The following is a 19,513-nucleotide window of genomic DNA, read 5'->3' as shown; positions in this document are numbered from 1 at the left end:
GCAGAAAAGTGGTGGTCACTTTCGTTTGAAGAGCACGTTCTCGTCCTGGCAGTACCTCTCGTACCCCTCGGCGAACGCCTTCATCGACATGGTCCCCTCGCGCGGGCGCGGTCCGTACTCGGCCATGTATTCGCGGCAGGTCATTCCCTCGCGATCAGGCACCCTGTCGTCGGCGTAGGTGTGCCGCTCACATGCGACCAGCGCCGCTGCCATACAGATCGCAAGGCGGATCACAGCCCCTCGCCACTCAAGAAGGTGTAGAGGTCACTCGCAAATGCATCGGAGCCCGTCACGTTCGGGTGCATCGAGTCGTAGATATAGCCCTTGTCCGTGGCTCGCGCGAACGACCGACCGAAGATGCGGCGGCCGTCGTAGAAGAACCAACCGTAGTCGGTGGCGAGGTTTTTGAGCAGCGTCGCCATGGCGTCGTAGTAGCTGTCGTTGGTCGCCGCCATGTTGGCCGGCAGGCCCACGCAAAGGCATCCTCCAGAAGAAGGAGATAGGGCTTTCACCAATGCCTCCATCGCCGCGTAGTAGGTATTGCCCGCGGTCTTCGCGTTGCCGTCGTTGATGGTGCAGTAGACGATCGTGAAGTCGGGCGCCATCGCAACCAACGAATTGCGGTACGACCACGGATCGGTCGACCCGTTGATGTCCGCCGCTTTCGCGCCGCTCCAGCCGCCCTGCAGCATCACCGGCTTGCTCGTGCCGTCGAAGGTCTCGATGCCGGCCACGAAGACGTTACCGGTCGCCCCCCCACCTACACCGATCACATGCGTGCCGGCGCTCACGGTGTAGTCCTTCGAGGTGAAGGCGTTCGAACCGGCCTCCGAGAAGGTATCGACCAGCGACCCGTCGACGTAGATCGTGGTCGCAGTGTTGCCCACCGACGAGATCGGGTGCCAGATGCGGAACTTGCTGAACGCAGCGACAGGCGAGAAGGTGAGACGCCCAGCAGGCGCGGCCGTAGATTTCATGAAACGGCCGCCGAACACGTTGGGAGCAGTGTCGCCCGCCCATCCCGAGCCGAGTGCAATTCTGGGGTCGTAGCCCGAAACGGTGCCGCTGGCGGCCAGCACGTTCTGTTCGCCGAAGAAGCTCTCGATCTGGAAGCCCGCCAGGGTCGAGAACTTTCGCGCCATGCAGGTAGCCGCAGCCCCGGTGAGCCCGTTCGTCCCGGTGCCGGTGCCTTGCCCGGCCACATTGCTATCGCCCACGAAGGCAAGTCGTGCGGGGTTGGACGATCCGCGCGCCTTGGCTGCAGTCCATTTCGTCAGGCTGCCGGCTCGCAGCGTGGGGTCGCTGCTGCCGCCCGGCGTGGTCGAGCTCACCACAGGGTTGGCTGGGTCGGTGTTGTCCACCGCGATACCCGTGCCCGGGACCACACTGACGACGACACCGGTCCCGCCTGGACGGACATAGGCCTGCCGCTTGTCGGAGTTGGCGGCGATCGTGATCGTCGACGGACCCGTGGCGAACTGGTACAGCCGCATGTACACCGTCTGGTTGTTCCAGTTCGTCGCGGTCGTCGCAGAAGTCACCGCGCCCGTCGTGCGATGGGCAACAACGTAGTTGGTGCTGCTGGCCGCCAGGGTCACACCCTGATCCGCCACGTCAACATCGTTGAAGAACCCGCCGTACAGCGTCAGCACGAGGCCCGCAACCGACTTGATTCCGTACAGGGATGCCGGGTTCACAGCGCGGAAATTCTCGTTGATGACAACGTCGGCGCCTGCGCCGGCCGCTACCTGGTTCATGGTCATATGGTGGCCTGGAGTGGATGCCCACGCCCCACAACATCCGAGATCTGGTAGACCCGGACGTAGAGCGTGGATTGGTTGGAACCGAAGTCGGCGATCTGCTGCGCCGAGGTGTAGACGGCGCTGCGCGTGGCCGCGGCGATCACGCGCTTCACGGTGGAAAAGGTGTTGTCGCTGTAGATGACCACCTCGTAGGCTTCGGCGGCCTCCCCGAGTGGCACGATGCCAGCGAGCCAGTTTTCCGACATGCGGGTGCGACGGACCCACGACAGCGTGATGTCGTTACTGACGACGGCCTTCGAGAGATTCGTCGGCGAGAACGGCTTAAGCCCTTCGGCCGTGTTTGCATACTCCTGCGTCGAGGCGCTTTCGAAAGACCGCCCCTTAGACACGGCCCTGTACGCCTTGGTCTGGCCGATGCTGCCCGCCTCGAAGTTCGGCCGCAGCGTGCCGCCGACCCCCAGCACGACGAAGACATCTCCCACCGCGTGATTGCCGCGGTTGCGCTCGGTGCCGCGCGCACCGCGCACGAATCCCGACAAGATGAAACGCCCGCCGCCGAGATCGTCGGCCTGGCGGAACTTGATGATCTCCCATCGCCCAGGCTGACCCAGCGCCGCCACATTCACAGATCCCGTCAGCAGCGCGGCCTTCGTGATCGTGGTGAGCTCCCCTTCGCCGACGTTGACGGTCAGCAGGTTCTGCTCGTCGCACATGCGCAGACTCCACCCGCCCAGCGCCGTCTCGGCATAGCCGATCACCGCCGCGTTGTTCACGGTCCCGCGCGACTCCAGCGTCGCGGCGTCATCCCCCGCGAACAGCTCAGCCCCGCGCCAAGACGTGGGTACAAAGCCTTCCATCGCCGCATAGAGCCCGGCGTCGTTGTCCTCGTCACGCAGGATTGGAATGTCGAGCAGTTGTAGGCGCGTCGACGGTGGCAGAGGCGCCAATTGCTGCCCTTGCTGGCCGTTGGAGCCGGGCACCGTCTGCACCAGCAGCTCGGCGTCGTAGGGGAAGCACTCGGCCTCCATCACTGCTCCGGTGTCGGTCAGCTTCGTCAGCATCCAGTTGCTCAACGTCCCGCGCGGATACTCGACGGTCACCACGTCACCAGCGCTGAGGAATGCGTATTTGCGCGACACCTTCAGCGACCGGGTCATGCGCGCGATCCACCTCTCATAGAGCACGCGGTGCGCGATGGTGGCGGCCTGGTCAGGGCTCATCGCCACCGCGATCTCGATCTGCTGGTCGAGTATCGAGTCGGTCACGATGCGCCGTGCGGTCTCGGTGCTGGTCTGGTAGTCGAAATCCGGGTTGAGATAGCTGATCGTGACACTGCGCGGACACTCGGCCTCCTGAGCACGGGAAAGCGGGAATGCGTCGACCGCTTCCTGGCCGTCTTCCTGGCACGCGAGCTCGTCCCAGGAGATCGCAGCAGCGGGCGTGCGGCCGGCGCGGTTGAAGTACCGAATCAGCCCGTCCTCTTCCACCACGCCGATCGCGCCGTAGTTCAGCAGCGGCTCGAGGTTCGAGCGGGCGCTCGCAGGGTTGACGTTGGTGGTGTAGCCCCACACCGTATCGGCGATGGATGACGCGTCCCACTGCCCCGGCTGCAGGCCAGCCTGCTCGCTCTGGCTGGCGATGATGTCGGCCACCGATGCGGTCTGCGGCACGATCACCTGGTAGCGGGTCAGCCGGTAAGAGTCGCTCACGAGCTGCGGCCCGGTGATGGCGAGATCTCGGGTTGCGTAGAACGTGAAGCTGTTGGGCGAGCCAGGCGTCAGCCCGGCCGGCTGCCCTGTGTCGGCCGCGAGCAATTCCCACGTCGAGGTCGTGAGGTCGACCCGATACACCGATGCCGCATTCGGGCCGCCCGAGTTGCCGCGCGGCACATATGCGAAGACGCCCTGCTCGTTGACACACAGCGCCCCATAGGAAAGCTTCTGGTTCGGCTCGGCCGGGCCGGCGATGATGGGCATCGCCGGACTGAACTCCCCCCCGGTCTCGCGCCTTTCCAGGAAGAGATTGCTGCTGCCGTCCATGGTGACGGCGTAGATCACACCGTCAGAATAGGCCACCAGCATCGGGCTGTAGTCGAAGACGAGATCCTTCTTTGCCCCCAAGACAGTGATCAAGATCGCGCCACGCGAGACATTCAGGTTGTCGACGCTCGCGAAAACAAAGTTTCCGGTGGCGAGATCGCAGGATCCACGGCCGTTGTTCGTCCGGCCCGGCATCGAGCCGTCGGCCGGGAAGTCGGCGAGGGAAGAGATCGAGCCGGTATCGAGTTGGATCAGCTGGAAATGGGTTCTTCCAAGCCTGTCGTAGACCCAGGCGACCGAGGGGTGCTCTGTGCCGGTGACAGGGAATGGCAAATAGCCCAGGTACGACGGCCCATCACCGTTCCACACACCCAAGTCGTAGCGCCCCACGCGACGCACGCCTTCCGTCGAGACGAAGTCAACGTCTATGTAAACGATTCCGTTGTATCCGCCGCCCGAAAAGCTGTACTGCCAAACCTCGTCAGAGGTGATGACTGCCGAGGCGCTGTCCGGAATCGAAGGCACCGACGCCATCGCGGTGGTGACGGTCTGCACGTCCGCCCCGATGCAGATCTCGAGGGAGATTTGAGGCACACGGCCACCAGGGCACTCCAGCCCGAACACGAAGAGGCCGATCAGACCGCGGAACGCCGGCACGTTGCCGACGCCCTCATAGGCCTCGATGATCGGGTGCGGAATCTGGTCTTCGAAGCCCGGGTGCAGCGAGATCTGGGCGAACGGGTTCTCCGTCGTTGCCAGAGCAGACGACGCCGGCAGGCCGCTGGAGGCGTCGTAGCGAAGCTTTCGATCCACCCAAGCCTTGCGCAGCGTGACCGACGTTCCAGGCGGGGGCGTCTTGCCCAGGCACAGGTATCCGTGGATGAACTGGCGGTAGGTCGTGTTCTCGGGCGCTCCACCCTTCCCTTGCTTCGTGGTCGTGCCAATCTCGATGATGTCCGTCGACCAGATCCACGTCGCGGGCGGCACGTTGTTGCCGTAGGTCTGGGGGATGCCCCCGCCGTACTCGCTGACCGAGACCTTCACGTCCTCGACCCGCGGCCCCTCCGTCTTCTCGCCGGGCGTGATCGCACCGCCGATCAGGCCTCCGATCACAAAGCCGAGCTGCGGGTAGCCGAAGAACGCCCCGACAACACCGCCTACAACGCCCAGGACTTCGCGAGAACTCATGCGGACACTCCAGGGAATCGGAAGCAGCCGGCGATCGAGGCACGGACGTGATTCATCCAAACCGACGACAGCGCGTTTTCAGTTACGCAGCGAGGGTGCGAAGTCTGGGCATGGATCAGGCTCAGCCCGCCGTGCGCGTAGTCGCCGACGATGCCGATGTGACGATTTCCAGAGAAGCGCATCACGACCACGTCGCCCGGCGCCAAGTCATCGCGGCCGATCTCTTCGAGGTTCTCTCGACATAGCTCGAGCATCGATTCGTCGATGGCCTGTACGCCGTAGCCGGTCACCTCCAAGTCGCATATCCCAAGGTCGCGCGCAACGCGCAGCACCAGGCCGGCACAGTCCATGGCGTTGTCGCGTCGCCCCTGGTGCGTCCACCGCGCACCAATGTACCGACGTGCGGCGGCCACGATCTCGGAACGCTTGGTCATGACGTCTTGCTCCCGAGGCCAAGAATTCGGTTGTTGCCCGGGAACAGGGCCGGAGGCTGGCCGCGAAAATTGATGACGTTGGAGAACTTGTCGCTGCAGTCCGAGATGCCCAGTGGGTTGCGGCTACCGCGCTCGTGCCGCTTGCGGCACCCAGGCAGCACCGAATACGCCATACCGACGGTCGGGTTCATGGGCAGCGGCAGCGCGAGGGTATAAACGCCCGCTTCGAAGGCGTAGACCTCCATCTGAGCACCGGCCATGTCGCCTGAAATAACCGTCAGCACGCCGGCGCCAAACCAGTCCGCCGCCTGCGTTGCCGCAGAATCAGCGAACACACGCCGACTGGTGATGGAGGTAAGGGTGCTGGTGAAGCGCATGGCTTCGACGTCCACCTTGCATTCGCTGTCGCCCAGGTTGGCCTGGCAGTTCGGACTGTAGACACGCCCCACCGTCTGCTGAAGCGCCTGCAGCAGGCCGCGCAGCTCCGCGGTGAACGCCGAGCGCCCCGCCTTCACGTCACCGAGCGTGCCGGCCTGCAGGGTCATCCGTCCCATGGTCAGGTCCCGGAAGTTGACCTCGAACACCGTCACAAACGCCTTGTCCCACAGCCCGCTGACGATCTCGGCCTCGGAGGCGAAGTCTGTGGACAGCGAGCCGTTCACCTCGGAGTTCTGCACGGCGCCGTCGGCTTGCTGCTCGATGGCCGTCGGGTTGACGCCCTCCCGAGACAGGTAGACCTCGCCGTTGATCAACAGGTCGCGCGAGCTCGTCGTAACCGTGATCACAACGCCGTCGCGTCGCTCGAAGCGCCAGCAGCGGGCAAGGGTCGTCGTGCCCAGGGCATAGTGCGCCTTGAGCGGAACAGAGACGGCTTTGCTCATGCTTCGCGGATCTCGTCGAGGAACGTCTGGGGAATCACGACCTGCCTCTTGCCGGCAGCCCCAGCGACGACCAACTCCCAGTCGATCGAGTCGCTACGAAAGTTCACCGGCACGTAGAACGATCCGACCCACGCGAGCGTCTCGTTCGGCTGCGGGTACTTATGCCCCTGCCCGGAACCGACCGTGATTGCCTTGCCGGCCGTGTTGGTCGCAAGCGTGTAGACACCACCGGAGATGTTCGTGATTTCGTGGCTGATGCCATTGAGCAGCCCTGCGTCTGCCCCGGAAAGGCCCTGAAGCCACAGCCGGCCGCTGACCACGAATCCAGGGATGGCACTTGACAGCGCAATCTGCGTCGTTGCCCCGGCTACCACGCTGGATACGGCCCGCGTTGTGTCCGGCACGAACGTCACATAGGAAGGGCCATCACTGATCGCGATGTTGCCCGCGGCTCCCCCGACGTCGACTGGAAGGCCGTCTCGCATCACCACCGGCACGCCGTTCAGCCGCGTCACACCGCGCGCGGTTTGATAGGCAGTGCCGAAAGCAGCGTAGAGCTTCCGGAACCCATAGTTCGGCGTACCGTTGCCCCGAGCGACGGTGCCGAATTCGACGCCCGACATGTACCCTTGGAGGGCACCACTCGTCCCCGTCGCGGTGAAATCGATCGGGTCCTCATAGAGCATTCCATAGGCGCCGGCGTCGGTCGCCTCTTGAAGTCCGAAGACCTGCTCAGCGACGTTCAGGCTCATGGGACCCGTGCCGATCTGCCACGCCCGAAGCGTGTATCCGCGGACCACGTTGACCGATACGTAGCCGCCTTGGTTGCGGATGCGCTGGTTCTGGCGCGAACGAGTGCCCGTCACCCCTGCGAGGACGATCGACTTCGGAACAACGATCGGAAGGACGATGATTCCGCTCATGCGTTCCTCCCGGACCGGCCCAGGGCACGCTGCATCTTCAGCGCAGCCTGGTCGATCGTTTCAGCGGTCGTGCCCACAGCGAAGTGGTTGTGAATCTCGATGCGGCTGTTATCGGTGGTGGTGCTGGAGGAGAGGTTCCCGCCCATGATCCCGTTGACGTATCCCCCATCGGCATAGCCACGCTGGTTCAAGCGCTCAAGGAACGACAGGCCCAGGCGACGGGTGTTCTCGGCGTTGACCACGAACTCGCCGCGGTGAACCACCCCAGCCGGCTCGTACTTACCGCCACTGCCGGTGTATCCACCATCGGCCCAGCCCATGGCGGAGATCAGGGCTCCCAAGGAATCCCCGCCCCCACTGCCGACCAGGTTGGCCGCGCTCAGCGCGCTGGAGATGCTGCCCTGCCCCATCGCAGCGGCTGCGGCGTTCGCAGCGATCGCGAGTTGGCCAATAGAGGCCGTTGCGGTGGACGCGCTCGATGCCAGGGCAGACTGAGCAGCGGCCGCAGATGCCGCACCGGTCGCACCCTTCGAGTCGCCACCGCCGAGGAGCTTTGCGATCGTGGCGCCGACGCCCCCTCCACCGAGGGAATCGTTGAGCATTTTCGCGAGCGGCCCGGTGATCTGCTCCTTGATGCCATTGCGCGCGAAGTCCGTGGCGATGGACGTGAACAAGGACTTGGCGTCGAACTTCTTGCCCGTGAAGAGGTTCGTGAGCTGATCTTCCAGGCCCTTGAGGGCATTCCCGATTGCATCCGCCGAATGCTTCGCGATCTCCTGGCTCTCGTCGTAGTAGTTCGTGAGCGCCTCGGTCGCCCCCGCGATCCAGCTCTTCTGCAACTCCTCAAGCCGCGCCGTCCGGGCCTCGTAGAGGGTGATCTCCTTGCTGTAAGTGTCGCGCGCGACGGTGATGTATTGCTCGTAGACCGAGTCGTTGATCTCCTTCCGGCGAAGCTCGCCCTGCAACTCGGCTTCGCGCTGCTGCAGCCGGTCATCGATGGCGCCGCGAGCGGACAGGTCGGCGCGAAACTTGTCGCCGCGGCCGAAGCCTGCGATCTCCCGGTCGTAGTTGCGCGCCACCGTATCCAGATACCCTTGTGCAGACTCCCTGGCACGGTCGTAGGCGTCCGCAATCCGCTTGACCGACTCTTGCTCTTGGTAGGCCAGTAGCTGCGTGTTTGCCGTGTAGTTCTCGCGTGACTTCTTCAACTTCGCGATGGCATCGTCGATCTTGCGCTCGTTGTCGATCCGATCCTTGCCGCTGAGGTCTTCTTGTTTGAGTCGATCGATCTCCTTCTGCAGCGCGCTCTCTTGGGCGACCTCGTTCTGCCGGAGGAAGTCCCGCTTCTTCTCCCAGTACTCCGACTCGCTCACTAGGCTCAGGGAGCGGCGCGCCTCGAGCAGCTTCTCGCTGTTGGCGATGGTGTTGGTGAGAGCTTCCTGGTCTTTGCGGTAGCTCTCGATGTCGCGCTGGAGTTGCGCCTTGGCCTCTTGCTCTGCTGAGTTGTCCTTGGGCGCCTTTGGCGTCTTGGGCTGCGGTCCTTTGACGACTGGAGCAACCACCTGAGGGTTGACGATCCCTCGCCCACCACCGGCGGGAAGCCCGCCGAGCTTGTTCACGTAGTCCTGAATCTCTGCCGTTGTCTTGACCGCCGCCTGGCCAGAGAAAAGGCGCCCGCTCCAGAACGCTTTGACGCCCGAGAAGTAGGACTCCATCCCGGCCGCGAACAGCCCGCCATTCTTCTTTGCCTCGAGGAATTCGGTACTCAGATTGGCGAGAGTTCGAATCAGGCCTGACGAGATCGAGATCGCGGCGCCCTCGGATGCGAGCTTGATTTTCGTCAAGTTGTCGTTGAAGTCAGCCGCGCTTTTCGCAAGCGCCCCATCAAAGATCGAGCCGAGAAGCTCTGCCTCCTTGCGCAAGCGTTCAATCCCGTTCGCCCCCAGGTTCAAGAACGGGAGCATTTCTTCAGCGCTCTTTCCAAACACCCTCTGCGCAAGAGCGGACTTCGACGCGCCGTCCTCATATCCGGAGAAACGAGAGGCAAGGTCTACCAGCACGTCATCGCTGCTGCGAAGCTTGCCGTTGGTATCCGTGACGGCGACGCCCAGGGCGTTGAAGGTGGCAATGGCCTCTTTGTTGCCACCAGCCGCTTCAGCCATTACCCTGGACAGGCGGGTGATCCCGCCCCGCAGTACTTCAAAGCTTGTTCCCGAAGCCTCCCCTGCAAAGCGCAGAGCGCTAAGTCTCTCGGTGCTTAGCCCGGTTTTCTCGGAGAGGTCGTCCAGAGAATCCAGCAGGTTGATGCCACCTGCCAGCGAAGCAACCGCAGCCGCGCTGGCAGCACTGGCGAGGGCAATGAGGCCAATCTTCAGCGCCTGGGTGATTGCCACGCCTTTCAGGTACGCGTCATTCTGTCGAATCGCTGAGTCGGCTGCCTGCAGTTGAGCCCTCGAAGCACCTTGAACCGCAAGCTCGTAGAGTTTCGTCTCGCGCGTGTTCATGCCGTTGGTCTTCGCGACCATCTGCAGCTTCTTCACCTGGTCGTCGATCGCCAGCGAGGTGCGTTTCACGTCGGAAGCATCGAGAGCGTTCTTCGCCGCCAGCAACTGAGCCGCCGACGCGCCCTTCTGGTTGAGCTCGATCAGCTTGGCCGAAGTCGCGGCGCTGAGCTGCGACCGGTTCATCATGTCGAGCTTCTGGATGTACTCGTCGATGGACTTGCTGGCTTGCTTCGTCGCGCCGCCGGCCGCTTTCAGTCCGCTCGCCGCCTTCTCGCCGGCCTTACCGACATCCTCGACGGATTTTTCGGCGCCCTCGCCGGCTTCCTTCAGTTTCTCAAGGTCCTTGAAAGCCGCCTTTGCTTGGCTGCTGTCGATACGAATTCCAAGCGTTGCAAAATCCACTTCGCGTCTCCCAAAAGAAAAGGGCGATCCGAAGATCGCCCTCTCATGCCTTTCGGCCCATACCTTGCCTTACCGTGACGCGCCCTAGCCCGCCCCTGCATGCCTAGCCCTGCCCTGGCCCGCCACCTGATGCTGAATGCATCCCACAGCGCCGCACGCGGCGCTGGGAGCTGTTGTCAGCCCATACCTCGGCAGACCACACCTAGACTCGCCCCGCCAGGGCTGAGCACACCAAGTACCACCGCGAGGTGATGCTGATCGCATCTCCAAGCACCCGCTTCCAGATGCTTGAAGCTGTTGACAGCCCTTACCATTCCGCGCCCGATCGAGCCGAGTCTTACCTAGGCAAAACGCGCCAAACTCGTGGGCGATGCTTTCGCATCCGAAAGCCCTCGTCCGAAGGCTTGCAGCTACGTCATCGCAGCGCTTTTCTCGCCATCCCTCGCAGGTGCGCCACCTTCGTTGCAGCATCGAGGTTCTCGCGCCGCTCTTCATCGGTCAGTTCGTTGACCCGAATGTTGCGCAGCCGGCTCCCGACGGCACGGAAAGCCCTGCCCGCGTCTCTCTCGAATTCCCGCGTCGAGGTCTTCGTCTGCTCGGCCGGAGGAACCCATCGATAGCCCTGGCCGCGCACCGACTCCAACAGCACTTGATGGTCGTGGAGCAGCGTGGCTTTGAACCCCTCGATGTTGGCGAGCCATTCGAATTGCCGCGCCTGGAACGCCGAAGCCGACATGCGCTCATCTCCACGCGGCATGCCGAAATGCTGAGCCAGCCAATCGTGCGGAACGAGGTCGCCGTACTTGAACTCGGCCAAGAAGTCCTGAACCGCCTGTTTCCAGGCTGGATAGAGCTTCACCTCAGACATAGGCCACCTCGAACCGTCCAAACCGCGGGCGGTATTCGCAGGTCCCGATCAGGGCGCCGCCATCCTCGATAGCCTTCCTCGCCTCTTTCACATCCAACACTTCGGTGTTGAGCATGACCGAAAGCTCGGCCGCCCACGAGGTGAAGACTGGGCGGTAGCGCATGATCTTGGCCGTCCCGACCTTCACGCCACGGCAATCTACGAAAGCAGGCGCCTCCCAAAGCGCATCCGGCGTCGATGGACCGTCGTGAAGTAGCTTGACCCTGTTTTCGAGGACCAATGCGCCACGCTTCCAGTGGGTGCCCAGCTTCTGCAGCTTCGCGCCGGCGAGAAACGTTGCATCGAAGTTTTGGCCCGGGACGTAGAAGCCCTCCTCCTTGACCCAATAGCAGCCGGCCACGAACTCGCTTCGAGCGATTGCTAGGTGGTCATCCTCGGTTTTCTTGCGCTTGCTGGTGAGCTCCTTGTGCGCCTTCGACAGCGGGTTGAGCGGGTTCGCCAGCACGTCAGCGTGCATCATGAGCGGGCTCGTGCCGGTCACGCGAATCTTGATTTGCTCCATGTTCAGGCGCCTCCCAGGGTGACGTTGAACACGACCTGCGACCGATTGAAGCGGTCGATGAATTCGTCTCGCTCGGCCCGGTCTAGCCGCTTCAGGCGCTCTATCAGTGCGGCGGCAATCGCGTTGGCGCGGGCTTCGCCGTCGCTGACGCCGCTACGCCCCTCTTGGAGACGCGCTCCGCGCTCGCCGTCTACCCGCAATGTGGCGAACAGCCCCAGGCGGCTCCGGTGCGCACCCACCAGTGATGCGTAGTGTGCCTCTGCCGAGTCTTCGTCGTCGCCATAGTCCGCCACGATCGCGCCCGCGGCGCACACCCAGAACGGCGCGCTGAAGGACCGTCCAAGACTGACCGGCGTGCCATCGCGCTCCGTGACCGAGTTCCCGGTGATCGACTTACGCATTGGCCACCTCCGCGCGGTGGAAAGCCTTGCGGGCGGTGTAAACCGCGTCGACGTAGCCAACGATGGTCGCTTGGCTCGGCAGCGGCACACGATCCCCGTTGCGCTCTTGCACGCGGACGCCGTCGCAGTCGTCATCGAGGCGGCGGACGCCGGTCCAGTTGCCTCTCTTGAGAACGTAGAGCCCGTCCTTGGCGAAGTGGTGCTGATCGAAGTCGATGCGCAGGAGGTCGCCGGCTTCGATCTGGTTGGGGATGGTAGAGGTCATAACCTGCACCAGCTGCACGCCGAAGCGCGGCTCGTCGTCCTGCACAACCTCCAAGGCTCCAAACACAGCGGTTTGGCGTTGTCCTGCAATTGCGGTAGCATTCATGTCGATTCCTCTGACTTGCTAGGTTTTAGGTTTCACAAGAAGCGCTCAACAGGGTCCAAGCTGTTGGGCGTTTCGCCTTTGTGGCGGGTCATCCCGCCGCCGCCCTGCTCCGCACAGGCAGCACTAGATCCAGCAGTTCGGCGAACTTGCCGACATACCAGTGGGGCTGAGTTTCCCGCGGGTTGTTCGGGCTGGTGAGGTTTTTGCCGAACTCCGGCGCGACACACACCTTGAACTTCTTCGTACCACCCTTCGATGATGGGCGCTCCCGCTCCTCGAGGTAGCCGCGCTCCGTCAGCAGGCGGTTAAAAGCGATCGCGCTCAACCCTGCGCCATGTTGCAGCAGCAGCTCCGCAGCCGACTTCGTCTCCTCGCTCGATCCGCCGCTCGCTGAAGTCGGCGCATCTACCGCATATGCAGGCAGCAAGCCGGTCACGCCAAGTTGCGCCTCAAGCTTTTGGTAGCCGCCCAGCACCGCCGAGGGGGCGAACTTCAAGTCCTCGGCGGCGCTGCGCAGGAGCAGAATGCCGGCGGCGACCTGGTTGCGCGACAGGGTCTGCGGACGAGCCATCCGCGTGTAACCGCCTGTCTTGCGTATCGATGGCAGCACTTCTTCGAACACCCAGCGCTCGAATCGCTCCGCCGCCGGCAAGGTGCTGTTGACGATCAAGCGCAGCACGTCGGGCTCAGAAAGAACCCGCACTTCCTGACGGCCTCCTCCGGTCTGAAGGGGGTAGCGCTTGGCGACCCCCTTGCAGTGTGTGGCAATGGCGTCGCTCGTGTTGCTGTAGCCGAGAGCCTCCGCCACGTCCTTGCCCACAAAGTACGGCTCGCCATCGATCTCCATCGCCCGGATGTTCGAGCCTTCGAAACTGAATGGAACGACGCTGCTCATGCCTGCGCCCCTTGAGGTTGCTCCACCGGCGTGTTTTGCCGAAGCGTTCTCACGACCTGACCATTGAATGTCCGCCCCTGTCGTTGCGCCTCCGCGTGCAAATCGCGGTGCAACTCACGAGGCAGACGAACTGCGGTTTTTTGCCAGTCCTTCTGCGATTGGTTAGTAGCCATGTTGCCCTTTCTTGCCTTCATTTCAAAAGCACGCCTTCATCTTAGTGGCAAGCCATCATTTTGAAGGCAATAGTTGACTTCAATATAGGGGCTATCATCGAGACCGATGGCGACCTCTTTCCAAGACGACTACCTCAAAACCGCGCTGCGATTGCCGCGAGACCTGCATGCCCAGCTCATGGATGCCGCTCGCGTGAGTGCGCGCAGCTTCAACGCGGAGGTGATTGAGAGACTGCGCCAGACCCTCAGCAGCGGCGATGGAAACGCTGAGACTGATTTGGCATTCAGAGGCCTAGCGCTGCAGCTGGCAAAGTCAGAAAGAGAGGCTGCCAACTTTGCCTTTCTGGCCCAGATCCGGCTGTTGGACGTCGCGGTGGTTGGCAGCGCCTTCCAAGATGTCGTGAAGGCGCTCGAGGCGTTGGGGCACACCGCGTTGAGCGAAGAGGAAGATTTCCGGGAGGCGCTGAAGACCTCAAAAGAGGCTGAGGAGCAGATCAGCAAAAACGATCCGGCCGCGACCCTCGAGGTTCTTATACGCAGGCTCGAAGGAGCGACTGAAGGGTTTCAGCAAGCCAAGAAGGCTTTCGAGGAAGCGGAAAAGAAGCCGCCCGAGCCGGGGCTCACTGAGGCTCAGGAGAAAGTCGTCCGCAAGATCATCCGACGATCGCGTCGCCCACTGCCTTAACCATAGAAAAAGCCGCCCGCGGGCGGCTTTTTACCTTTGGTGGGTTCTATTTCTCGCTCGACTCTTCCAACAAAGCCAAAGCCTTGCGGTAGAACTCACGACGCTCCCTCGCCTCTGCCGCGATTTGAAACACGCGATAAATCACGTATGGGACCACCGCCATTGCGCACGCCAACGCGGCCGCAGCCGCCTCCTGCGGAGCACTCTTGGCAAACACGAACGTTACCGCGCCGAACAAGCCACCCAGCAGCGCGAGAACAACCACAACAAACCGCATCCTGGCCTCCGTTCTGATGGACTTCCATCGTACACGGAGGTTCCACCGCTCACCCCCTCTTCGAGTGCATAAATTTCAGCGCCGAACCCTCCATGAGGACAAGGGACTCGAAGACGCCGTCGCGATCCGCCGGAGCAACCTTGAGTCGGCGCCAGATCTCGGGCAGGACGTTGAAGTCCAGCCCGTAGTACCCGCCCATCCCGGCGCGCCACTGCGTGCGCATGGCGCAGAAAACGGTCACTGCCTGCCAGTTGTCCGGCCAGACCTCGAAGCGCTCGTCTCCGAAATCTTCCGGCTCAAACCCGAGTGCTGCGCGGCCTGCCCAATCCGGTGGATCGAACAGCCGCCACGCAGCCTCTAGGAGTTTTTTTCGCGGTGCTTCATGAGTTCATCGGTGTAGACGTGGAACGCGGCCACGCTGACGCCGATGTGGTGCTGCAGCAGGATCGCGACGTTCTCCTTGTTGAAGGGCTCGTCGATCTCCCAACCCTCCACCATGTCCAGGAAGGTGTCTTCGTCACTGCGGGTCTTCCCGCCCTCGATCCACTTCGTCAGCTCCGACTTCGTGCGGTGCTTGAACGTCAACGAGACGTCCACGGAATCCTCGCCGGCGACGGGGAACGGGACCTTTGCGGAGAAGGTCGGATTGGCCTTGAGCTTGAACATGCGGATCAGTACTTCGTCGAACGCGGGTTGACCAGCGCGAGCTGGGCTGTGACCTGCATGTTGGTGTTGATGTTGAAGTTCGGCTCGCCGTCGAAACCGACGACCACCGACCAGTAGAAGAGCTTGCCGTTGGGCAGCGCGGCGCGCAGGATCTGCGTGTCGCCCGACAGGTCGTGACCCAGCAGGGTGTTGTACCAAGCCAGGGCGTTGTCGTAGTCCAGCAGCACGGTCATCGAGCGCGCGTTCTTGAACGTGGGCTTCTGACGCTGCAGCCCGTCTTCGAGGTAGACCCACTGGAAATACTGCTGTTCGCCGCCGCTCGTCTGCACGTCGGTGACCTGCGAGAACGGGACGAAGGACGTGGCACGGCGGAACGTCGAACCGACGGCGCCTCCGGCGGGAAAGCGCGTGGTGTTCGTGGTGTCGAAGCCTTCGAGGTCAAAAGCGCCCGTCGCGATGTTCGCGGTGCGGATCGGGCGGTCGTTGAGCTCGGTCCAGCCGGAGCCAGCCAGCAGGATGTCGCCGTTGGCGTAGCCGTGGGCGGCCGAGGAGACGACGCCCGGGTTGGCGTTCGTGATCGCCGAAGCGGTCTTCGCTGCCTCGAAGCCAGCGCTGATCGAGAGGATCGTTTTGTTCGGGAAGTAGCTTGCCATGATGGCCCTTTCAGACGAAAAAAAGGCCGCTATCGGCGGCCAGGGTTGCAGATGCCCGAAAGGGCGGGAGTGAGATCAGGTGGGGTAGGTGTCCGCTCGAAACTGCAGATCGACGGGGACCGTATAGCGGTCGCCGGGGATCGCGGAGCGAATCCGCAAGGGCGTGACCTGGGTCACGGTGAAGGCGCCACTGCTCAACATGAGGTTCATTGGGAACAGGGCTTCCAACTCCCCAGCAATGGCCTCGCCTGGCTCCGTTCCAGCGCCCGCGGGGCACACGATGCTCACTTGGAAGATCCCCACGCGGTTGCGGTTCTCGCCGGCCAGGTCTCGGCTCGTCGTATCCCCGCGCAGCACGAAGGCCCGCAGATAGGCGGCGGCCGGCGGCGTGAAGCCCCCGTTCTCCCAAGCCACGAGGAGCTTGGGCGTGCGAGCTGCAGCCCAAGCCGCGAGCCGCTGTTCGAAGAGCGATCGGATCAACTTGTCGGACATCAAAGCTGTCCTTTCAGGTAAGCGTTGATCGCATCCGGAAGCCTGGCCATCGTGACCCGCACCATCCCGTTGGGCGCCTTTTTGGACCAGCCTTCGTACTCGAGCCTGTACGCATACGGAAGGGAGTTGGTGATCCAGAACTGCCCGTAGGCGGCTTGCTCAAGGACCTTTGCTTTCACCTCGGTTTCAATCCGAGCTTGGGTCTGAGCGCCGGCGCGGGATTGATCCACCGCCGCCGACGTAGAAAGGTTCGGCGTGCCGACCCCGAACTGCCAGTTCGCCCGAAACCGCCCCGTGAGAACGGGACTTTCGAGAACCACCCCTTGCGACGCAAGGATCAGCGAGGCCTGCACGGTCTTCTCAAACTTTCCCTTCGCCTTGTCGACGAAAGCCGAGAGGTCGAGGGTGAAGGTTCCCATCAGAGCCCCCTCGCCTGCACGTCATGCAGCACCACGATGCCAGCGGGACTCAGCGGCCGGCTCTCCACTACACCGAGGACGGCGCCGCTCGACAGCGTGACTCGATCGCCAGTCTTTGGTGTCACGCCCAGGTCCGGGGCGATATAGATGCGCCGGTCACCCTGGCGGATCAGGGATCCATCAATGTCCGATTGCCTGTAGTCCAGGGCAACTCCCTTGCTCGCATAGTCGGTAAACGTCGCTTCTACCCTCCCGGTCTCGGGGTTGTACTCCTCGGTGCCCACGCTGCCGAGGGTGACGACCTGTCCGAACTCCGCGAGAAGGTCGACCGCGGTTGCAGCCATGTCGTCGTAGAAGTCGGTCATGAAGGAAGCCTCTCGCCGGTCTCGAATTGCTCTCGTCCATCCATTGCGTGATGCACGAACACTCCCTCGACCTCATCGTCTTCAGTCGGGCGGCACCAGCAGGACTCGCTGCGCTCGTGCTCCCGGAGGTCGGCATTGGGGATGACGTGGAGGATCACCATCACGCGCCCTCCTCCAAAGCGGCGCGCTTGGCGAGCTCGTATCGATCGCCCAGCAGCTTGGCATCCGGGTGCGCCATCCAGTCGAGCACCAGCCGATTCAGGGCAACGTCACAGTCAAGGCACAGCGGCCGGTAGCGGTTGCCGTCCGAGCAGATCTGCCACTGGAACATGGCCTGAGCCCCACAGCGGATGCACTGCAGGCGCTTGATGCCGCGCGCTGTGTAGGGCTCAGGGCGATTGATGTCCCAGGCACTCATGCGCGCTCCAGGACAATTTGCGCGAACCCGCCGGCCGTCAACCCGCGCAGCAGGTCGTCGATGATGGCGAAGCGCGTCTGGCCCCCGTTGGTCGGGGCCGCGTAGGTGACCGAGATTGGACCCACAGTCTTGCCCGTCACGGCCGCCGGCGCCACGTCTGCATACAGCGCCCCCGTCAGGGAGCGCACCGCGGCCTCGCAGCATGCGTCGGCCACGTTCTTGTGCACTGGGTCGAGGTACTCGGCCTTGATGCGGTAATGGGCAAGCAGGTACTGGGTTGCGCGGCGAAGTGCTGCCTCTTTCGCCGGATCACCTCCGGTCCACGCGGCAATGCCCATCGCAGTGCAGTAGGCGTTCGCGTCATTCAGCGATACCAGGCTATCGAAACCTTCAACGGGAGCGACGATCAGGGGCATTGGGGTACGCTCTCGGAAAAGGAGAAGTGAAAAATGGACTGGCGCAAAACACAAACCGCGATCGTCGACACCGCCCTCACCGGAATCGGTCTGGCGTTACTAGGACTCGGTTTCTGGGCAGGCCTTCAGGAGAACCTGGGACTTGCGGGGACTACTCTGGGTGCCGGCCTCATCCTTCTTTTTGCCGCCACCATCCACCGATTCGAGTCCCTTAAAGGCCTGGGCATGGAGGCCAAGACCCGTGAGTTGAACGAATCGATCGACAAGGCCGAGGTCGCAGTCGATCAGCTTCGCGAGCTCGCTGAGTTTGCTGGCGTCAACCTTTTACGCGTAGTCAGCGCCGCCGGTCGTTACGACACCGGAGCCGGCATGGACCACTCTTACAAGGTCTCTCGGGACGTTCTGAAGATCCTGAATCAGCTCAATAGCAACTCGAAAACTATCCGTCCAGCCCTTGAGTATTGGGCCCGCTTCGCTGCAATCGACCTCGTCAACGTCAAATGGGACAAGCTGCGGACATACCTCAACGCCCGCAGAGAACAACTCGGCCGCCAAGCAGCAACAGTCCAAGGCGAGGAAAGCGCGGCACTAATTCAGCGCACCGCGGACTTGCAGAGCTATGAATTCACCGCGCTCCGAGGTCTTGGTAGCTGGCCTCTCAGCGAGTTTCCGCTTCGCCTCCGCAGGCTTCTGGACGACGCGCCGCACCTGCTTCCCGAACAAAGGTCCGCGCTTGAGCCTGAGTTCTCAGAGGCTGACCTGCAGATGAAATTCCTCGTCCAACATCTCGACTACCAAGATCCTGCCTATTGGACCGGCATCTCACAACAGCGAGGCTAGCTCCCTGGCTTCGCTCTTGCCTGCAGCGCGATAGGCATCGGCATCTGCAACGGAGCAAAACGAGTTCGCGTCGGCCGCGGGCGGGACGATAAGGCTCATGGCGTTTCCTCGACCAACTTCAGGCCCAGCCGAGCGAGCGCATCGAAGGGCTGGTCTTCGCTGACGTCGCTGGCACCCAGCAGCGTCTGGCACGCGCTCAGCGTCACGTTGATGCTGGCTTGCTGGCATACCGAGAACATCGTCTGCGGGTCGTCCAGCACCGCGGCGAACGTGTTTTCGATGAGGCCGCTTGAGATGTAGTGCGTGGCCGGCGCCGCGCCGGTCGACGACAGCGGCGTGATGAACATGCCGGCGCCAGGCGGCCCGGCCAACTGCTCAGTCAGCAGGCGAGCCTGCGGCGCCAGCGCGGCTGGAACGATGAGGCAGCGGTGGAGGTAGCTCATATCGTGATCCCGGCCTGCTGGGCCATGTAGCGCTCGCAGACCCACAGCTCGTCGGGCGAGAGCAGCCGACCGATGATGATCAGACCGTAGAGGTTGCCGTTGAAAGGAAGCGAAGTGCCACCGGCTCGACCGACAAAGACCGCGCTGTTGCCGAACACTCCGCTCCCCTGTGTCGTTGTGATCGTGCTGATGCTCGCGCCATTGAGGCGCAGTGCAGCCGCGGGGGCAGAGATATCGCCAACACCCGTGACAACTGCCGATACGGGGGCATTGAAAGCAGCATTGGTCGTAAACGGTGTAGCCGGCGTCGTCCCTCGCGAAGCGAATTGGAACTTGGTCACGGCGCCGCTACCAGGCGCCCGCATGTCGAAAGACCCATTCGACCCAGGAGACCCCAGCGCAACAATCGTCGCGTCTGTCGCATCACTCAGCTTCC

The 19,513-nt window shown here is 62.9% G+C and carries 27 protein-coding genes; 2 read left to right on the top strand and 25 right to left on the bottom strand.

The genetic code is table 11. The annotated features are described in order from the left end of the window. Window positions 1-15: 15 nt before the first annotated feature. The 13 genes from ACODT0_RS17720 to ACODT0_RS17660 all read right to left on the bottom strand — a co-directional run bounded on the left by ACODT0_RS17720 (window position 16) and on the right by ACODT0_RS17660 (window position 13,403). Complete coding sequence (locus ACODT0_RS17720; protein ID WP_489041860.1) at window positions 16-213, bottom strand: hypothetical protein; 198 nt, start codon at window positions 211-213, stop codon at window positions 16-18. A gap of 17 nt (window positions 214-230) precedes the next feature. Continuing rightward, the gene (locus ACODT0_RS17715; protein WP_489041859.1) at window positions 231-1,763 is read right to left on the bottom strand and encodes an SGNH/GDSL hydrolase family protein; all 1,533 of its coding nucleotides are present in this window, start codon (window positions 1,761-1,763) and stop codon (window positions 231-233) included. Further along, window positions 1,760-4,990, bottom strand: coding sequence for a phage tail protein (locus ACODT0_RS17710; protein ID WP_489041858.1), 3,231 nt, complete (start codon window positions 4,988-4,990; stop codon window positions 1,760-1,762). Before ACODT0_RS17710 ends, ACODT0_RS17715 begins: the two co-directional genes overlap by 4 nt. Beyond that, a complete protein-coding gene (locus ACODT0_RS17705; RefSeq protein ID WP_489041857.1) occupies window positions 4,987-5,424 on the bottom strand; it encodes a C40 family peptidase in 438 nt (145 codons plus the stop codon). The genes ACODT0_RS17710 and ACODT0_RS17705 overlap by 4 nt, the downstream gene beginning before the upstream one ends. Further along, on the bottom strand, window positions 5,421-6,305 hold the full coding sequence (locus ACODT0_RS17700; RefSeq protein WP_489041856.1) for a DUF2163 domain-containing protein: 885 nt from the start codon (window positions 6,303-6,305) through the stop codon (window positions 5,421-5,423). The genes ACODT0_RS17705 and ACODT0_RS17700 overlap by 4 nt, the downstream gene beginning before the upstream one ends. After that, entirely contained in the window at window positions 6,302-7,228 is a 927-nt protein-coding gene (locus tag ACODT0_RS17695; protein WP_489041855.1) for a hypothetical protein, read from the bottom strand. Before ACODT0_RS17695 ends, ACODT0_RS17700 begins: the two co-directional genes overlap by 4 nt. Further along, window positions 7,225-10,134 (bottom strand): phage tail tape measure C-terminal domain-containing protein, encoded by a 2,910-nt coding sequence (locus ACODT0_RS17690; RefSeq protein WP_489041854.1) that lies wholly within the window; start codon window positions 10,132-10,134, stop codon window positions 7,225-7,227. Before ACODT0_RS17690 ends, ACODT0_RS17695 begins: the two co-directional genes overlap by 4 nt. A gap of 415 nt (window positions 10,135-10,549) precedes the next feature. Beyond that, window positions 10,550-11,002, bottom strand: coding sequence for a hypothetical protein (locus ACODT0_RS17685; protein ID WP_489041853.1), 453 nt, complete (start codon window positions 11,000-11,002; stop codon window positions 10,550-10,552). Beyond that, a complete protein-coding gene (locus tag ACODT0_RS17680) occupies window positions 10,995-11,564 on the bottom strand; it encodes a hypothetical protein (protein ID WP_489041851.1) in 570 nt (189 codons plus the stop codon). Before ACODT0_RS17680 ends, ACODT0_RS17685 begins: the two co-directional genes overlap by 8 nt. A gap of 2 nt (window positions 11,565-11,566) precedes the next feature. Then, window positions 11,567-11,965 carry a hypothetical protein gene (locus tag ACODT0_RS17675; protein ID WP_489041850.1) on the bottom strand — a complete coding sequence of 133 codons (399 nt, stop codon included), beginning with the start codon at window positions 11,963-11,965 and terminating at the stop codon, window positions 11,567-11,569. Continuing rightward, complete coding sequence (locus ACODT0_RS17670) at window positions 11,958-12,335, bottom strand: hypothetical protein (protein WP_489041849.1); 378 nt, start codon at window positions 12,333-12,335, stop codon at window positions 11,958-11,960. The genes ACODT0_RS17675 and ACODT0_RS17670 overlap by 8 nt, the downstream gene beginning before the upstream one ends. 88 nt (window positions 12,336-12,423) lie before the next feature. Continuing rightward, the gene (locus tag ACODT0_RS17665; protein WP_489041848.1) at window positions 12,424-13,230 is read right to left on the bottom strand and encodes a BRO-N domain-containing protein; all 807 of its coding nucleotides are present in this window, start codon (window positions 13,228-13,230) and stop codon (window positions 12,424-12,426) included. Continuing rightward, entirely contained in the window at window positions 13,227-13,403 is a 177-nt protein-coding gene (locus ACODT0_RS17660; protein WP_489041928.1) for a toxin-antitoxin system HicB family antitoxin, read from the bottom strand. The genes ACODT0_RS17665 and ACODT0_RS17660 overlap by 4 nt, the downstream gene beginning before the upstream one ends. Window positions 13,404-13,509: 106 nt before the next feature. Here ACODT0_RS17660 and ACODT0_RS17655 point away from each other — a divergent pair, with 106 nt between their 5' ends. Further along, complete coding sequence (locus tag ACODT0_RS17655; RefSeq protein WP_489041847.1) at window positions 13,510-14,088, top strand: Arc family DNA-binding protein; 579 nt, start codon at window positions 13,510-13,512, stop codon at window positions 14,086-14,088. A gap of 46 nt (window positions 14,089-14,134) precedes the next feature. Here ACODT0_RS17655 and ACODT0_RS17650 read toward each other — a convergent pair whose 3' ends face one another. The 10 genes from ACODT0_RS17650 to ACODT0_RS17605 form a co-directional block, all read right to left on the bottom strand. Further along, the gene (locus ACODT0_RS17650; RefSeq protein ID WP_489041846.1) at window positions 14,135-14,365 is read right to left on the bottom strand and encodes a hypothetical protein; all 231 of its coding nucleotides are present in this window, start codon (window positions 14,363-14,365) and stop codon (window positions 14,135-14,137) included. Between the two features lie 49 nt (window positions 14,366-14,414). Beyond that, window positions 14,415-14,708: a DUF1799 domain-containing protein gene (locus ACODT0_RS17645; protein WP_489041927.1), complete on the bottom strand. Its 294-nt coding sequence runs from the start codon at window positions 14,706-14,708 to the stop codon at window positions 14,415-14,417. A gap of 14 nt (window positions 14,709-14,722) precedes the next feature. Beyond that, the gene (locus tag ACODT0_RS17640; RefSeq protein ID WP_489041845.1) at window positions 14,723-15,031 is read right to left on the bottom strand and encodes a phage tail assembly chaperone; all 309 of its coding nucleotides are present in this window, start codon (window positions 15,029-15,031) and stop codon (window positions 14,723-14,725) included. Window positions 15,032-15,036: 5 nt separating this feature from the next. Further along, the gene (locus tag ACODT0_RS17635; RefSeq protein ID WP_489041844.1) at window positions 15,037-15,684 is read right to left on the bottom strand and encodes a phage tail protein; all 648 of its coding nucleotides are present in this window, start codon (window positions 15,682-15,684) and stop codon (window positions 15,037-15,039) included. A gap of 75 nt (window positions 15,685-15,759) precedes the next feature. Next, the gene (locus ACODT0_RS17630) at window positions 15,760-16,176 is read right to left on the bottom strand and encodes a phage tail terminator-like protein (protein ID WP_489041843.1); all 417 of its coding nucleotides are present in this window, start codon (window positions 16,174-16,176) and stop codon (window positions 15,760-15,762) included. Then, entirely contained in the window at window positions 16,176-16,595 is a 420-nt protein-coding gene (locus tag ACODT0_RS17625; protein ID WP_489041842.1) for an HK97 gp10 family phage protein, read from the bottom strand. Before ACODT0_RS17625 ends, ACODT0_RS17630 begins: the two co-directional genes overlap by 1 nt. Next, complete coding sequence (locus tag ACODT0_RS17620; RefSeq protein ID WP_489041841.1) at window positions 16,595-16,960, bottom strand: hypothetical protein; 366 nt, start codon at window positions 16,958-16,960, stop codon at window positions 16,595-16,597. Before ACODT0_RS17620 ends, ACODT0_RS17625 begins: the two co-directional genes overlap by 1 nt. Further along, window positions 16,957-17,121: a hypothetical protein gene (locus tag ACODT0_RS17615; protein WP_489041840.1), complete on the bottom strand. Its 165-nt coding sequence runs from the start codon at window positions 17,119-17,121 to the stop codon at window positions 16,957-16,959. The genes ACODT0_RS17620 and ACODT0_RS17615 overlap by 4 nt, the downstream gene beginning before the upstream one ends. Then, window positions 17,121-17,378, bottom strand: coding sequence for a hypothetical protein (locus ACODT0_RS17610; protein WP_489041839.1), 258 nt, complete (start codon window positions 17,376-17,378; stop codon window positions 17,121-17,123). Before ACODT0_RS17610 ends, ACODT0_RS17615 begins: the two co-directional genes overlap by 1 nt. Then, window positions 17,375-17,794 carry a DnaT-like ssDNA-binding protein gene (locus ACODT0_RS17605; protein ID WP_489041838.1) on the bottom strand — a complete coding sequence of 140 codons (420 nt, stop codon included), beginning with the start codon at window positions 17,792-17,794 and terminating at the stop codon, window positions 17,375-17,377. Before ACODT0_RS17605 ends, ACODT0_RS17610 begins: the two co-directional genes overlap by 4 nt. Before the next feature lie 33 nt (window positions 17,795-17,827). Between ACODT0_RS17605 and ACODT0_RS17600 the strand changes: the two genes are divergently transcribed. Beyond that, window positions 17,828-18,634: a hypothetical protein gene (locus tag ACODT0_RS17600; RefSeq protein ID WP_489041837.1), complete on the top strand. Its 807-nt coding sequence runs from the start codon at window positions 17,828-17,830 to the stop codon at window positions 18,632-18,634. 95 nt (window positions 18,635-18,729) lie between these two features. Here ACODT0_RS17600 and ACODT0_RS17595 read toward each other — a convergent pair whose 3' ends face one another. Both ACODT0_RS17595 and ACODT0_RS17590 read right to left on the bottom strand, forming a co-directional pair. Continuing rightward, window positions 18,730-19,077, bottom strand: a complete 348-nt coding sequence (locus tag ACODT0_RS17595; RefSeq protein ID WP_489041836.1) for a hypothetical protein — start codon at window positions 19,075-19,077, stop codon at window positions 18,730-18,732. Further along, on the bottom strand, window positions 19,074-19,513 hold a 440-nt coding region (locus tag ACODT0_RS17590), incomplete at its 5' end, for a LamG-like jellyroll fold domain-containing protein (RefSeq protein ID WP_489041835.1). The genes ACODT0_RS17595 and ACODT0_RS17590, both read right to left, overlap by 4 nt.

Source organism: Variovorax sp. FG153 (assembly GCF_057809595.1).
Note: the sequence above shows the minus strand (reverse complement) of the source record. Positions and strands in the feature narration are given on the sequence as shown.